A 14,135-nucleotide genomic window follows, 5' to 3' on the forward strand; every position below is an offset into this window, starting at 1 on the left:
GCGGTCCACAGAGCAGGGCATATCCGCCACTGCGACGGGACGGGGACATGGGCCATGGGCCGACGACCGGGTACCACGATGAGTTCTGGACGCCGGGGCAGTCTCCCCCGTGTGGACGCCACACAGCCGATCATCCTGCGCATCGCAGGGAGAGTGTCCCCGGCCGATGTGCCGCGCCTGTGCGCGGAGTTGAGCGCGCGGCTCCGGGGTGCCGACGTCGCCGCCGGGGTCACAGAGGTGATCTGCGACGTCGGCGGGCTCACCCATCCCGATCTGGCCGCCGTCGATGCTGTGGCCCGGCTGCAGCTCACCGCCCGTCGGCTCGGCGGTCGGATACGGCTGCGCGATACCGGGCCGGAGCTGCGGGCCCTGCTCGATCTGGTGGGGCTCGGCGAGGTCGTCTAGATCTCGCGCTCGGACCCGGCGCTCCCGTGACGGTTACGCCTCCAGCCGGTCCGGCAGCTCGAAGAGCGGAAACCAGCGCTTGGTGTCCAGGAAGAAGTCCATCCCGGCGACCATGCCGTCCCTGACCTCCAGGACGATCAGGGCCCACGGCTCGTACCCGTCGCCCGTCTGGCTCGGGTGGTAGTGCGCGAACGCCGGAGAGCCGTTGGCCACGGTCGGGACCAGCTTCGAGCCCCGGCAGACCTCGCCGACGCCGAGCATCCAGCCCACGATGTCGTCGTGGCCGCGCAGCCACAGGTCGTAGGGCGGCATGGACATGGTCGCGTCCTCGTGGAGCAGCGCCGTGAGCGCCTTCATGTCGTACCCCTCGAAGGCCGCGACATAGCGGTCGAGGAGCTTCTTCTGCTCTTCGTCGAGTGGGTCTGCCGCGTCCGCCGCGGCCGGCTCCGATTCGGCGAGCGTCGCCCGCGCCCGCTGCAGCGCGCTGTTGACCGAGGCCACCGTCGTACTCAACAGCTCGGCCACCTCGCTCGCCTTCCACGCCAGCACCTCGCGCAGGATCAGCACCGCTCGCTGCTTGGGCGGCAGATGCTGCAGCGCGGCGACGAACGCGAGCCGGATGCTCTCCCGCTCCACCGCGGTCTCGGCAGGGTCCGCGACGGACGGCAGCACCCGCCCGTCCGGCACCGGCTCCAGCCAGGTGATCTCCGGACGGGCGTTGAGCTGCGCCTGGGCCACGGGCGTAGCAGACGTGAGGTCCATCGGCCGGGCCCGGCGGTTGCCCGCATTCAGCATGTCGAGGCAGACGTTCGTCGCGATGCGGTAGAGCCATGAGCGCAGCGAGGACCGCCCTTCGAACTTCTCGAAGCTCCGCCAGGCGCGGACCATCGTGTCCTGTACCGCGTCCTCGGCCTCGAAAGCGGAGCCCAGCATGCGGTAGCAGTAGCCGGTCAGCTCCCTGCGGTGCTGCTCCAGCCTGGATTCCAGGTCCTGTGTCGTTGCCAGATCACTCATCGGGTCCACCCCTGTCGCCCATTGGCCCCAGCTCTTCGGAACCTACAGGAGGGCACTGACAATGGAGGTCAGGTTCCGGGCTTGCGCCCGTAGACGTACACGTCGTCGCCGTTCTTCAGAAGATTCCAGTATGCCTTCGCATCCGAGGGGCGCATGTTGACGCAGCCCCCGGAGCCGGGCGGGTTGTACATCGACTTCGTCGTGGAGTGGAAGGCCTGTCCGCCGTCGAAGAACTGCGAGTACGGCATCCATACGTGGTAGAGCGTCGACCAGTGGTTGATGCTCCGCTGGTAGATCTTCTTCGAGCCGGTACGGGTCTCGGTGCCGTTCTTGCCCGTGCGCACCGGCACCGGGCCGTACTTCAGCTTCTTGCCGTCCTGGATCCAGGTCAGCTGGCGAGTGAGGTCCACGCACGCGATGCGGCCCTTGTTGGTCGGGCACTTGCCCGCCTTGTCCGGGGTCTTTCCGGCCGCCCGCTGCGCGAGCATCGTGTTCATGGTTCGCCAGGTCAGAGGCCCCGCGTACCCGATGGTGGGGGTGATGCCGTGGTTACCCTGGAAGGCGCGGATCGCCTTGCAGTCGGCCGCCGACTGCTTCCCGTCCACCGGGCGTCCGAGGAACTTCTCCACCTGCTTCTGGTACGGCCCCGTCGATGTCGTGCAGGACGCCGCCTGCGCGGGCGCGCTGCCGAGCGCCACCGTCAGCGGGACCACCAGACCCGTCAGTCCGAGTGTGATCCCGGCTCGTCTCCCGTTCATGCCCCTCACAGCCACCAACTCCCCTCCGTGCACCGCGCAGTTGCGATATGCCTGCCCGTTGGACGCACGCCGGGGAGTTGGAGTTGTGCTGATTTCGGTGTTTATTTCAGCGCTGGGCCGCAATGAGCACCAGCCGGTGCTCGGCCCGCGCCACCCGGGTCCCGTACAGCGTGATCGATACGACGCCGAGGACCGCGAGCAGCCCCAGCAGCACCGTGCCCGCCCAGCCGCCGGAGTGGAAGGCGACCGCGCCGAGCGTGCCGCCCGCGCTGCTGCCCAGGTAGTACGCGGACTGGTAGAGCGCCGATGCCTGAGCGCGGCCCGTCTTCGCCGTACGGCTCACCGAGGACGAGGCGACCGCGTGGCCCGCGAAGAAACCCGCGGTGATCAGGACCAGGCCGAGCAGCACGGCGGGCAGCGAGTCCGCCAGCGAGAGCAGCAGGCCCGCGGTGGTGGTGGTGACCGCCAGGTAGAGCGCGCCACGGCGGCCGAGCCGGGCGACGAGCTTTCCGGCCGCGGCGGAGGAGACCGTACCGACCAGATAGACCAGGAAGATCGAACCGATGATGCCCTGGGGGAGATTGAAGGGCGCCTCGACCAGGCGGTAGCCGATCACCGTGTAGACCGCGCCGAAGACGGTCATGAACAGCGCGCCGATCGCGTACAGCCGCAGCAGCAGCGGGTCGGCCAGATGGCCGCGGACCGTCTTCGCCACGGCGCGCGGGTTGAGCGAACCGGGCGTGAAATTACGGGCCTTGGGGAGCATGGCGCGGAAGACCAGCGCGCACACCAACGCCAGCACGCCGACCGCGGCGAGCGCCGCACGCCAGCCCCACACCTGTGCCACCCAGCCGGTGACGATCCGGCCGCTCATACCGCCGATGCTGTTGCCCGCCACGAACAGGCCGATCGCGGCGACCAGCGCCTTGGGCCGTACCTCCTCGGCGAGATACGCCATCGCCGACGCCGGCAGACCGGCGAGCGCCGCACCCTGCACGGCGCGCAGCGCCACCAGCCACTCCAGGCTCGGCGCGAACGGCACGAGCAGCCCGACCACGACGGCGACCGCGAGCGAGGCGGTCATCACGGTGCGCCGTCCGTAGCGCTCGGAGAGGGCGCTCATCGGCAGGACGCACAGGGCCAGCGCGCCGGTCGCGGCGGAGACCGTCCAGCTGGCGGCGCTCGCGCTCACACCGAACCCGGCGGAGACGGCGGGCAGCAGCGCCTGCGTGGAGTAGAGGAGGGCGAAGGTGGCCACACCGGCGGCGAAGAGCGCGAAGCTCATGCGGCGGTAGCCGGGACCGCCGGGGGCGAGGAGCGCGGGGGAGGGCGAGGGGGACGGCGAGGCGGCGCCCACGGTGGTGGGCGCCTTGGTACTGGCAGGAGGCATGCGTCAAAAGTAGGCCGCCACTTTTCATGCGTCCAATGCATGGAATGGCAATAATCGTTCCCATGGTGCATCAACACAGCTCACAGCCTCGGCTGTCACCAGGCAGTTACGAAGAAGACATTGCGCTGCTGCTCGCTCCGCGGCTCGCGTACTTCGCCGGGGCCGCCCGCCACGAGCATGTGACGCGAGCCGCGCAGGAGATGGGTGTCCCGCAGTCCACGCTGTCGCGGGCGATCGTGCGTCTTGAACAGGACCTGGGGGTCGCCTTGTTCACCCGCAAGGGCCGTACGGTGTCGCTGACCCCGGCCGGCCGTACCTTCCTCACCTCCGTGGAGCGGGCCCTGGCGGAGGTGGAACGGGCGGCGGAGTCGGTGCAGGCGGACGCGGATCCGAGCGGGGGCAGGGTCGCGTTCGGCTTTCTGCACACGATGGGCTCCGAGACGGTGCCGGGGCTGATCAGGGCCTTCCGCGCCGACCATCCGCGTATCCGCTTCACGCTCGTCCAGAACTACGGCGAGGCGATGATCGAGGGTCTGCGCGCGGGGGCCCTCGACCTGTGCCTGACCTCGCCGGTCCCGGACGCTCCTGACTTGGTCGCCCGCCGCCTGGACGAACAGCGGCTACGGCTGGTCGTACCGGACGACCACCGCCTGGCGGGCCGCAAGCGCATCCGCCTCGCGGAGGCCGCGGACGAAGCGTTCGTCACGCTTGAGCCGGGTTACGGCCTGCGGCGCATCACGGACGACCTGTGCGCGGAGGCGGGCTTCACACCGCGGGTCGCCTTCGAGGGCGAGGAGGCGGAAACCCTGCGCGGCCTGGTCGCGGCGGGCCTGGGCGTGGCTCTTCTGCCACCCCCGGCGGTGGCGCGCCCGGGCGTCGTGGAACTGACGGTGACGGCACCGCGTGCGGTACGGGAGATCGGCGTCGCCTGGCTGGACGGCCACCCGGACACGGCGCCGGTGGCGGCATTCAAGAAGTTCTTGCTGTCCAGGCGGGGGCACTTGCTGCCGGAGTGATCCCGGCCGTGCTCATGGCCGGAATTCTCGCCCTGTCCACCGAGCGCGGATCGAGGTGCCTGACCTACGGCGGTGACGGCTGCTCCCCTTGGCCCGCGGGCGCTTTCTCGTGGACGCTGACCGGCGTGGTCCTGGCCTGTGTGGTGACCATGGCCATTCCCGCACGTATGCGACGTGCCCACGAGCTGCGTACGGCCGCCTTCGCCGTGCAGGCCCTGCTGGAAGCCTTCGCGGTGATCGTGGCGCTCAGCTTCCCCTGACCCCAGGCTCACGGTCGCAGTGCGCGGCCGAAGCCCGCCGCCAGTGGCATGCGCAGGCCCAGCGGCGGTGGCGCCGCCAGCGCGTCCGCCACCGGGCGGGCGTACCTCCTGGTGAACAGCGCGCCCAGTACGAAGTCCGCCGCCAGCGCCCGGACTTCCTCGTAGTGCTGGCGCAGCGCGTGGCCGTCCGAGTGGACCTCGAAGCGGCAGATGTCGCGGTTGGACTTCTTCGCGCGCTCGGCAAGGCGGTATGAGAGCTCCGGGTCCGTGCGCGCGTCATTCGTGCCGTGCACGATCAGCACCTGCTTGCCCGCCAGCTGCTTCACCGGTTCCGGTGCCGCCGCCACATCGTCCTCCGGCAGCCAAGGAGCCAGCGCCAGCACGGAGTTGACGGCCGGGTGGCCCGCCGCGTGCAGGGCCGCGCGGCCCCCCATGCCGTGGCCGGTGAGGCACACCGGGACGTCGCCGTAGCGGCGTACCACCTCGTCCACCGCCCATGTCGCGTCCGCCGCGAGATGCGCGTCCGGGCCGTTCCAGCCGCGGCAGCGGTAGCGGACCCCGTGCACGACCAGCCCGTCCGCGCGGCCCGCCCGGGCCAGCGTGCGGCCCAGCGGAAGGGCCGCTGCGTACGAGAGCCGGGAGGGTCTGCGTTCCGATTCCGGATCGCCGTCCGGCAGCAGCAGCACCACGCCGCCGACCGCGGAGTCCTGCCCCAGGACGCGTCCGCCGGTCGCGCGGCCGAGGCGGGCGCGCGGGGGGGTACGGCTCCCTCGCGCTGCCCTTGCCACGGTCGCCTCACGGCGGGTGTCCGCTCCTCCGGCCTCATCGGCCGGACGCCCCCACCACAGGGGCAGTGCGTGGTGTGCCATGGCAGAACAGTCTCAGAAGGGCAGGTGTACTCCACCCGTCCGCATGGTCACCGTTGTGTATCGACGGGCGAAGTCGAGGGGCGCTCTCTACGCGCGTAGGGCGTAGAGTGCGCAGATGACGAGCCAGACCCTCAATACGCCCTCCGCGGACCAGATCCGCCGCGCTCCGAAGGTGCTCCTCCACGACCACCTCGACGGCGGGCTGCGACCGGGCACGATCATCGAACTCGCCCGCGAGACGGGCTATGACGCGCTCCCCGAGACCGAGCCCGACAAGCTCGGCATCTGGTTCCACGAGGCGGCCGACTCCGGCTCGCTGGAGCGCTATCTGGAGACCTTCGCGCACACCTGCGCCGTCATGCAGACCCGCGAGGCGCTCTTCCGCGTCGCCGCCGAGTGCGCCGAGGACCTCGCCGAGGACGGAGTCGTCTACGCCGAGGTCAGGTATGCCCCCGAGCAGCACCTCGAAGCCGGCCTGAGCCTCGAAGAAGTCGTCGAGGCGGTCAACGCGGGCTTCCGGGAGGGGGAACGGCTGGCCCGCGAGAGCGGCCACCGTATCCGTGTCGGCGCCATGCTCACCGCGATGCGGCACGCCGCCCGCGCCCTGGAGATCGCCGAACTGGCCAATCGCTACCGCGATATGGGCGTCGTCGGCTTCGACATCGCCGGCGCCGAGGCGGGCTTCCCGCCCACCCGCCACCTCGACGCCTTCGAGTATCTGAAGAGGGAGAACAACCACTTCACGATTCACGCGGGCGAAGCCTTCGGGCTGCCGTCGATCTGGCAGGCGCTCCAGTGGTGCGGCGCCGACCGGCTCGGGCACGGTGTGCGGATCATCGACGACATCACGGTCGCGGATGACGGCAGTGTGAAGCTCGGGCGGCTCGCCGCGTACGTACGGGACAAGCGCATCCCGCTGGAGCTGTGCCCGACGTCCAACCTGCAGACCGGCGCGGCCGCTTCGTACGCCGAACACCCCATCGGCCTGCTGCGCAGGCTGCACTTCAGGGCCACGGTCAACACCGACAACCGCCTGATGAGCGGTACGAGCATGAGCCGGGAATTCGAGCTGCTGACCGAGACCTTCGGATACACCCTCGACGACATGCAGTGGTTCACCGTCAATGCGATGAAGTCGGCGTTCATTCCTTTCGATGAACGACTGGCGATGATCAGCGATGTGATCAAGCCTGGATATGCCGAGTTGAAATCCGAATGGCTGTTCCGGCAGACCGCGACGACCAGCCATTCCTCCGTCGGTGAGAGCTGATCGCGACACCTATGTCGAAGCGGCCGGGAATGTCAATTTCCGGCCGCTTCATGGCATTTGCGCCCTTGGGTGAGCGTGGCTAGCTTGCAGAGTCGCTCAGAATCCCCGTCCCAAGGACTCATCCCTGATGAAGCAGTCTGCTGCCAAGACTCTTGGTGTCGCCGTCGTCGGCGCTGCCTTCGCCGCTGCCGCCGCCGGCACGGCCGTCGCCGCCCCCGCTTCCGTCCCCGACTCCGTCACCGGCGTCCTGCCGGTCCAGGACGCGCTCACCAAGCTTCCGACGGGCGCCCCCGAGTCGCTGGCCGCCAGTCGGACCGCGCTCGCGAACGGCGCGACCACGCTGCCCACCACCGCCCAGAAGTCCGCGAAGTCAGCGAAGAAGCTGCTGACCACAGACAAGGCCGACGACCCGGTCGCCAAGCTGCTGGGCGGCCTCCCGCTCGTCGGAGGTCTGCCCACCGGCGGAGGTCTGCCGACCGGTGGCGGTCTGCCGACCGGTGGCGGTCTGCCGACCGGTGGCGGTCTGCCGACCGGTGGCGGTCTGCCGACCGGTGGCGGTCTGCCCGGCATCGGCTGACGTACACCGGCTCCGTACACAAGAGTGGGCGTACACCCGAATCGGGTGTACGCCCACTTCGCCTGTGCCAGGATCGCGGCCATGCGCGTGAAGAACGCAGGACTGACCGCCCTTGTCACCGTCCCCGTGCTCCTGCTGGCCACGGCCTGTACGAGTGGCGACGACGGGGGCCCCGCCAAGGACAGGGACACGCCTGCGTCCACGGGTGCCGATACGGGCAAAGGCGGTGGTGGAGGCGGCGGCAGCGATGCGTCCGCGCCGCTCAACCGGCAGCAGTTGGAGCGGGCCGTACTGGCCACCGGCGATCTGGACGGGTTCCAGGTGTCCTCCGGAAAGAGTGCGCTCGCGCCCTCCGGCCAGCCCGCCGCCGACAAGCCGCAGTGCCAGCCGCTCGCCGACGCCATGGGCGACAGACCGAGCCCACGGGCCACCCGCACCGTCAACCGCGGCCTTGGCTCCCTCAAGAATCTCGGGCTCGCGGTGTCCGCCTCGCTCAGTTCGTACAGCGAGTCCGACGCCGGAAAGCTGATGGCCGGACTCAAGTCGGCGGTGGCGGCGTGCGCCGGGGGCTTCGGCGCGACCCTCGAGGGCCGCAGCGGCGCCTACCGTGAGGTGAAGGCCGCGGCCTTCACCACTCGCGGCGCCGACGAGACGATCAGCTGGACCACCGTCGGGACCAACGAGGGCGCCGTGGCCCCGATCCATCTGGTCGTGGTCCGCAAGGGAGCGACCGTGGCGCGTTTCATGGCGCTGGACCTCGCGCGGCGCACACCGCCGCGCGTCCCTCAGGAGGTCGCCGACAAACAGCTGGCGAAGGTCGTCCAGGTGCTTGCCGGCTGACTGCGTACGACCGGGCGGTGCCGCCGTACGACCGGGCGGTACCGCCGTACTACCAGGCCGTGCTGGCGGTCTTCTCGGACGGCAGCAGCACCCACAGCGCCAGGTAGAGCAGGAACTGCGGGCCGGGCAGCAGACATGAGAGCAGGAAGATCACACGCATCGTGGTCGCAGAGGTGCCGAAGCGCCGTGCCAGCGCCGTGCACACTCCACCGATCATGCGTCCGTCTCGGGGGCGGACAAGTGCGGCCATGGTGGGCTCCTTCGCGAGAACCTTCGGGGAGCATCTCCGTTGTGCTCCCGATGCATCCATCGTGGCTTCGCGAAGGGGGTCGAAGCGTCGCCCTACGGTGCGATCCCGACCCTTGGAATCGTCGGGGTCGGCCCCTGAGACGCCTCGTCCCGCAGCATGGCACCGTGCCGCTGCCGGGTGGAGCCGGCGGCCGGCCGCCCCTGCCTGCGGCGGAGCCGGGCGCGGCCCGCGGGCACGAAGACCAGGTGGGCCAGCGCGACCCCGGCCGTGTTCAGCAGCAGGGAGTCCACATCGACGACCTGTCCGGGCACCCCGGTCTGGAGCAGTTCGATGCCGAGCGACAGCAGCGCGCCCGCCGCGACCGTACGGGCCAGCGACGCCAGCGGAGAGACGGTGAGCCGGCCGCCCGCCATCGGCAGCAATATGCCGAGCGGGGCCAGCAGCAGAAGGCCTTCGCCGATCCGGCGCGCGGCTTCCACAGCGCCCATCGCCAGATCCGCCTTGATCCCGGCGAGCGGCTCGAGATTCGCGGCCGTCACCCACACCACATCCAGCGGGCGCAGCGTCAGCCAGGAAACGAGCAGCAGATGCGCGAGGAGGAGGATGACCCCCGCCGCGCGGAAGCGGATGGCGGCACTGCCGACCGGACCTTGACGCTGCACGCCCCCCAAGACGCACGCTTCCCCGGGATCGGTTCCGCGAGCTTCCAAAGAGGAAGCGGGAATGGCTCCGGACCCCGATCCGGACCCCGATCCGGAACCCGCTCCGGAACCGGATCGGATCGAGGCTCAGGGAGCGGCGGGTGACGACGGGAGCGCGCTGAGCGTCGGTACGGCCTCGTCCGGCCGCTCCTTGATCCCGGCGGAGCACTGGTACGCCCGGGGCGCGTACTCCCCGGGCCCGCCCAGCAGCACCGAACCGCCCGTGGCGGCGGCCCTGCTCTCCGCGAAGGTGCAGACGATCTGGGCCAGCGCCGGCATCGGCAGATCCTCCGGCTGGCGGCTCAGGCGCAGGGTGCCCGCGGGATCGCCCTCGCGCGCACCTGTCAGGGCCAGCGGCCCGCGTACGTACGTGGCGAAGCCGGCCTCGTGCTCCGGGGACGAGGGCTCCTTCTCGAGTTCGTCGAGGAGCGCCTGCGCGACCTGTACGCGGCTGTCGACGGCCTTCTTCTCGGGGACCTGCGCCGTACGGTCCACGGACTCCAGCTGCGAGGCGCAGACCAGGTAGACGCGGACCGGGATGCCCTGCTGCTGCGCCTGGGGGGTGATGTTCTCCCCGCTCACCTCGCAGGGCACCCGCGAGGGCGCGGGCCCCGCATCGACCGGTACCTGGGTGGTCCTGATCCCGCAGCCGCCGAGCACGACGACGCCCGCGAGTACGGCGAGTGAGGCTGCCGCCCGCCTGGTGCACCTCATGGGCGTCACTGCGTGCCTTCCTCTCCGCGGCCGTCGGTGCGGCCCCGGTCCGCGTCTTCGACGGCGTCCGGGTCCGTGACGGCGTCCGGGTCGGTGCCGCCGTGACCGTCGCCGTCCCTCAGCGACGAGACGTCGCGCGGCAGGCGCAGTACGAACACCGCACCGTCCCCGTCCGCGGAGTTGGCCGCGGTGATGTCGCCGCCATGGATATGGGCGTTCTCCATCGCGATCGACAACCCCAGCCCGCTGCCCTCGGAGCGCGGCCGCGAGGCGCTCGCCTTGTAGAAGCGGTCGAAGACATGCGGCAGTACGTCCTCGGGGATACCGGGGCCGTGGTCCCGTACCTCGATCAACAGCTCGTGGTCGACCGGCCGCACCGACACCCGTACCGGCGAGCCGCCGTGCTTGAGCGCGTTGCCGATCAGATTGGCCAGGATCACATCGAGCCTGCGCGGATCGAGCAGCGCGATGATGCCGCGCTCGGCGTCCAGATCCACCGCGTCCAGCCAGGCGCGCGCGTCGATGCACGCGGTGACCTGGTCGGCGACGTCCACCGTGTCCAGTACGAGCCTGGCCGTGCCCGCGTCGAAGCGGGTCACCTCCATCAGGTTCTCCACCAGATCGCCCAGCCGCCGGGTCTCGCTCACCACCAGGTTCACGGCGGGCGCGATCATCGGGTCGAGGCTGTCGGCCTCGTCCTCGAGCACCTCGGTGACGGCGGTCAGCGCGGTCAGCGGGGTGCGCAGCTCGTGCGACATGTCGGCGACGAAGCGACGGCTGGACTCCTCCCGTGCGCTCATGTCCGCGACCTTCTTCTCCAGCGACTCCGCGGTCTTGTTGAACGTCCTTGCCAGCTCGGCCAGTTCGTCCGTGCCCGAGACCCGCAGCCGGGTGTCGAGCTTGCCCTCGCCGAGCCGCCGCGCGGCCTCACCCAGCCGGTGCACGGGCTTGAGCACGGTCGTGGCGGCGGCCTGCGCGAGCAGCGCCGAGCCGACGAGGGCGAGCCCGGTGGCGATCGCCAGCGACCAGGCGAGCGAGTTGAGGTCCTGACGTTCCTGGTCCAGCGACTTGAAGACATAGCCGGTCGGCCCGCCGCCGATGATCCTGGTGCCGCCGACGAGATACGGCATGCCGCGGCGCTCGGTGCGCTGCCAGTACAGGTGGTACGGAACGGAGTTGCCGGCCCCGACATCCTGCCGCTGGGCCACCGCTTCCTGCAGCCTCGCCGGTACGTCGTCGAGCGTGAAGGTGTCCGGGTCGGACGTACCGACGATCGGCTTGCCCTTGGCGCGCTCGCCGATGAGCAGCACGCTGTAGCCGTCAGCGCCGCCCGCCATCTGCTCGGCTGTCTTCTGCAGTTCGTTCTGCGTCGGACGCAGCGGCAGCGCCGCCGCCCGGTTCTGCATATCCTGCCGGAAGTCGCCGAGCGCCGCGTCCTGCGTACGGGTCAGCACGGCTTCGCGGTTGAGCCAGTACGCGATGCCCGAGGCGGACACGGCGGCGGTCAGCGCGACCAGCGCGAAGACGACGACAAGGCGGAGCCTCAGGCTCGTCCAGCGGAGTCCGGCGAGCATCGCGCGCTTGGCGGCACTGGTCACCTAGGTGTTCCGTTCGTGGGGGTCGCGGCGCGCGCACAGCTCACTGCGGGACGTCCAGCCGGTAGCCCACGCCACGCACCGTACGGATCAGGGTCGGCGAGGACGGCACGTCCTCGACCTTCGCCCGCAGCCGCTGCACACACGCGTCCACCAGCCGTGAGTCACCGAGGTAGTCGTGCTCCCAGACCAGCCGCAGCAGCTGCTGCCGCGACAGGGCCTGTCCGGGCCGTCGGCTGAGCTCGAGCAGCAGCCGCAGCTCGGTCGGCGTGAGCTGAAGATCCTCGCCGTTCTTGGTGACCGTCATCGCGGAGCGGTCGATCACCAGCGAGCCGAAGGTCGCCGAGTCGGTGGACTCGCGCTCACCGCGCCGCAGCACCGCGCGGATACGGGCGTCCAGCACACGGCCCTGGACGGGCTTCACGACATAGTCGTCCGCGCCCGACTCAAGACCCACGACCACATCGATGTCGTCGCTGCGTGCGGTCAGCAGGATGATCGGCAGCTGGTCGGTGCGCCTGATCCGCCGGCACACCTCGAAACCGTCGATCCCGGGCAGCATCACATCCAGCACGATCAGGTCCGGCCGCTGCTCGCGGAGCAGCTTCAGGCCGTCCTCTCCCGTCGCCGCGGTGGCCACTCGGTGGCCCTGGCGTGACAGGGAAAGTTCGAGGGCCGTGCGGATGGCGTCGTCGTCCTCGATCAGCAACAGGAAGGGCACGGAGGTCATTCTGACCCATGGGGGAGCCGGAGTTCGACAGTTGGTGAGCTCTCACACGACTCCTCCCCTTGTGGCAGGCCGTGCAAGCCCTTTCGCAAACGATTTCCGACCGCCTTCCGACTGCCTCCGGGACCGCCCCGGCGGGGCTTGTGACGCGCCTGTGACAGTCGGCGGACACCGCCATGAAACTGCCTGGGCAAGCTTCTTGGCACACGGACGGAAACAAACTCCACTCGACGGGGGGCGCGAGATGAACGCACTGCACAGCACCACCTCAAGCGCAGTTGTCACGCGTCTCCACGACGTCGTGCGGAGCACGGAGAAGTCCGGCGCGGTGAACGGGCGGGGGTGCGTTCGCAGCGTCGGGCGTCAGCACAAGCCGTCGTACATGACGGTGGTTGACGCACCTGTGGGGGGTGGCGGGGAGGCGTACCGGGAGGCGGGGGAGCGGACGAACCTGTCGGAGGCGGAGTTCACCGCCTACGTACAGGAACGCCGCGCCTCCCTGTACGCGACCGCGTACCACCTGACCGGTGACCGGTTCGAGGCGGAGGATCTGCTGCAGAGCGCCCTCTTCTCGACATACCGGGCCTGGGACAGGATCAGCGACAAGGCGGCGGTCGGGGGCTATTTGCGCCGCACCATGACCAACCTGCACATCAGCGCCTGGCGCCGGCGCAAGCTCAACGAGTACCCGACGGAGGAGCTGCCGGAGACGGCGAGCGACACCGACGCGATGCGGGGCACGGAACTGCGCGCGGTGCTCTGGCAGGCGCTGGCCAGGCTTCCCGAGCTCCAGCGGACGATGCTGGTCCTCCGTTACTACGAGGGCCGCACGGACCCGGAGATCGCGGAGATCCTGGACATAAGTGTCGGCACGGTGAAGTCGAGCATCTGGCGGTCGCTCCGCCGGCTGCGTGAGGACGAGGTCCTCAGCTTCGGCCGTGACGAGGAAGAGTCCTTCGGCGAGCTGGTGGCCTGAGGGTAACGGGGGGAACGGGGCCGCCGTTTCGGGGGAGACGGCGGGATCGGGGGATCCACGGGGGTCACGGGGGACCGACCTGGGTCAACGGGGGAAACAGAGCGGGACCGGACAGGCCGGGGGGTCTTGTCCGGCCCCGCTTTTCTCTGTTTGCGGTGACCCGGCAGTCGGCGGCACGAGCGGCCGCGTGCAGAGCCCTCGACGGTGCGGTGCCGCCGGGCCCCGTCGCCGCTGCACGCGCGTCCGAGTCCCGCGCGGGGTTGGTCTTTTCCGCCGCAGGCGGGCCGCGGCGGGAATGGGCCGCGTGCAGCGGGAGCGTGGGGTCGTCAGGCTTGCTCGTCTCAGTCACCCGCTGGTGTGCCGCCGCGCGGAGCGGCCGTAGTGCGCTGGGGTGTGGTGTTGTCCTCCGGGGCTCGTCGCCGCCGACGCTCACCAGCCTGCTGCACACCGCCGTGTGCGTCGGGTCCCGCGCAGGGCTGGTCTCTTCCGGCGCAGGCAGGCCGCGGCGGGACCGGGCCGGTGGGCGCCAGAGCCGGCGTCGCCGTCACTCGCGGGTGTGCCGCGGCACGGAGTTGTCGCCTTCCGTCGATGGGGTGACGGCGACCAGGCCCCCTGGTCGCCGTCACCCACAGGCAGACCGCGGCGCGAAGCTGCCGCCTGCCGCCGGGGGCGTGGGGGGGGGGGGGGGGGGGGGGCGGGGGGGGGGGGGGGGATAGCGGGGTCAGCTATACCGGGGACGAGCGTCCCGACCAGCAGGAAGAGCATGCGCGGGG

The 14,135-nt window shown here is 70.6% G+C and carries 16 protein-coding genes; 7 read left to right on the top strand and 9 right to left on the bottom strand.

Translation table 11 applies throughout. The features are described 5' to 3' along the window. Positions 1–78: 78 nt before the first annotated feature. A complete protein-coding gene (locus AB0D12_RS09490) occupies positions 79–405 on the top strand; it encodes an STAS domain-containing protein (RefSeq protein ID WP_362678736.1) in 327 nt (108 codons plus the stop codon). A gap of 33 nt (positions 406–438) precedes the next feature. Here the strand turns inward: AB0D12_RS09490 and AB0D12_RS09495 are convergent, their stop codons facing one another. The 3 genes from AB0D12_RS09495 to AB0D12_RS09505 form a co-directional block, all read right to left on the bottom strand. Next, complete coding sequence (locus AB0D12_RS09495; protein ID WP_362678739.1) at positions 439–1,419, bottom strand: sigma-70 family RNA polymerase sigma factor; 981 nt, start codon at positions 1,417–1,419, stop codon at positions 439–441. A 68-nt stretch (positions 1,420–1,487) separates the two neighbouring features. Further along, on the bottom strand, positions 1,488–2,177 hold the full coding sequence (locus tag AB0D12_RS09500; protein ID WP_362678742.1) for a L,D-transpeptidase family protein: 690 nt from the start codon (positions 2,175–2,177) through the stop codon (positions 1,488–1,490). 106 nt (positions 2,178–2,283) lie between these two features. Continuing rightward, positions 2,284–3,567 carry an MFS transporter gene (locus AB0D12_RS09505; RefSeq protein ID WP_362678745.1) on the bottom strand — a complete coding sequence of 428 codons (1,284 nt, stop codon included), beginning with the start codon at positions 3,565–3,567 and terminating at the stop codon, positions 2,284–2,286. A 62-nt stretch (positions 3,568–3,629) separates the two neighbouring features. On the opposite strand from AB0D12_RS09505, the gene AB0D12_RS09510 reads away from it, so the two are divergent. Both AB0D12_RS09510 and AB0D12_RS09515 read left to right on the top strand, forming a co-directional pair. After that, positions 3,630–4,583 carry a LysR family transcriptional regulator gene (locus tag AB0D12_RS09510; RefSeq protein WP_362678748.1) on the top strand — a complete coding sequence of 318 codons (954 nt, stop codon included), beginning with the start codon at positions 3,630–3,632 and terminating at the stop codon, positions 4,581–4,583. Continuing rightward, positions 4,580–4,843, top strand: a complete 264-nt coding sequence (locus AB0D12_RS09515) for a hypothetical protein (RefSeq protein WP_362678751.1) — start codon at positions 4,580–4,582, stop codon at positions 4,841–4,843. The genes AB0D12_RS09510 and AB0D12_RS09515 overlap by 4 nt, the downstream gene beginning before the upstream one ends. 8 nt (positions 4,844–4,851) lie before the next feature. On the opposite strand, the gene AB0D12_RS09520 is transcribed toward AB0D12_RS09515, so the two are convergent. Further along, positions 4,852–5,712, bottom strand: a complete 861-nt coding sequence (locus tag AB0D12_RS09520; protein WP_362678754.1) for an alpha/beta hydrolase — start codon at positions 5,710–5,712, stop codon at positions 4,852–4,854. 115 nt (positions 5,713–5,827) lie between these two features. Here AB0D12_RS09520 and AB0D12_RS09525 point away from each other — a divergent pair, with 115 nt between their 5' ends. The 3 genes from AB0D12_RS09525 to AB0D12_RS09535 all read left to right on the top strand — a co-directional run bounded on the left by AB0D12_RS09525 (position 5,828) and on the right by AB0D12_RS09535 (position 8,399). Further along, positions 5,828–6,982 carry an adenosine deaminase gene (locus tag AB0D12_RS09525; RefSeq protein WP_327325673.1) on the top strand — a complete coding sequence of 385 codons (1,155 nt, stop codon included), beginning with the start codon at positions 5,828–5,830 and terminating at the stop codon, positions 6,980–6,982. A gap of 127 nt (positions 6,983–7,109) precedes the next feature. After that, positions 7,110–7,559: an ATP-binding protein gene (locus AB0D12_RS09530; protein WP_362678757.1), complete on the top strand. Its 450-nt coding sequence runs from the start codon at positions 7,110–7,112 to the stop codon at positions 7,557–7,559. Positions 7,560–7,640: 81 nt separating this feature from the next. Further along, on the top strand, positions 7,641–8,399 hold the full coding sequence (locus AB0D12_RS09535) for a hypothetical protein (protein WP_362678759.1): 759 nt from the start codon (positions 7,641–7,643) through the stop codon (positions 8,397–8,399). 49 nt (positions 8,400–8,448) lie between these two features. On the opposite strand, the gene AB0D12_RS09540 is transcribed toward AB0D12_RS09535, so the two are convergent. The 5 genes from AB0D12_RS09540 to afsQ1 all read right to left on the bottom strand — a co-directional run bounded on the left by AB0D12_RS09540 (position 8,449) and on the right by afsQ1 (position 12,380). Continuing rightward, positions 8,449–8,649, bottom strand: coding sequence for a PspC domain-containing protein (locus AB0D12_RS09540; RefSeq protein ID WP_362678761.1), 201 nt, complete (start codon positions 8,647–8,649; stop codon positions 8,449–8,451). A gap of 92 nt (positions 8,650–8,741) precedes the next feature. Continuing rightward, complete coding sequence (locus AB0D12_RS09545; RefSeq protein WP_362678764.1) at positions 8,742–9,311, bottom strand: VanZ family protein; 570 nt, start codon at positions 9,309–9,311, stop codon at positions 8,742–8,744. A 126-nt stretch (positions 9,312–9,437) separates the two neighbouring features. Further along, complete coding sequence (locus AB0D12_RS09550) at positions 9,438–10,064, bottom strand: hypothetical protein (protein ID WP_362678767.1); 627 nt, start codon at positions 10,062–10,064, stop codon at positions 9,438–9,440. 5 nt (positions 10,065–10,069) lie between these two features. After that, positions 10,070–11,662: a HAMP domain-containing sensor histidine kinase gene (locus AB0D12_RS09555; RefSeq protein ID WP_362678770.1), complete on the bottom strand. Its 1,593-nt coding sequence runs from the start codon at positions 11,660–11,662 to the stop codon at positions 10,070–10,072. 40 nt (positions 11,663–11,702) lie between these two features. Next, a complete protein-coding gene (gene afsQ1 / locus AB0D12_RS09560) occupies positions 11,703–12,380 on the bottom strand; it encodes a two-component system response regulator AfsQ1 (protein WP_175257369.1) in 678 nt (225 codons plus the stop codon). Positions 12,381–12,630: 250 nt separating this feature from the next. On the opposite strand from afsQ1, the gene AB0D12_RS09565 reads away from it, so the two are divergent. Then, positions 12,631–13,362, top strand: coding sequence for a SigE family RNA polymerase sigma factor (locus AB0D12_RS09565; protein WP_362678773.1), 732 nt, complete (start codon positions 12,631–12,633; stop codon positions 13,360–13,362). Positions 13,363–14,135 lie beyond the last annotated feature (773 nt).

It is taken from the genome of Streptomyces sp. NPDC048479 (assembly GCF_040651435.1).
Classification (GTDB): Bacteria; Actinomycetota; Actinomycetes; order Streptomycetales; family Streptomycetaceae; genus Streptomyces.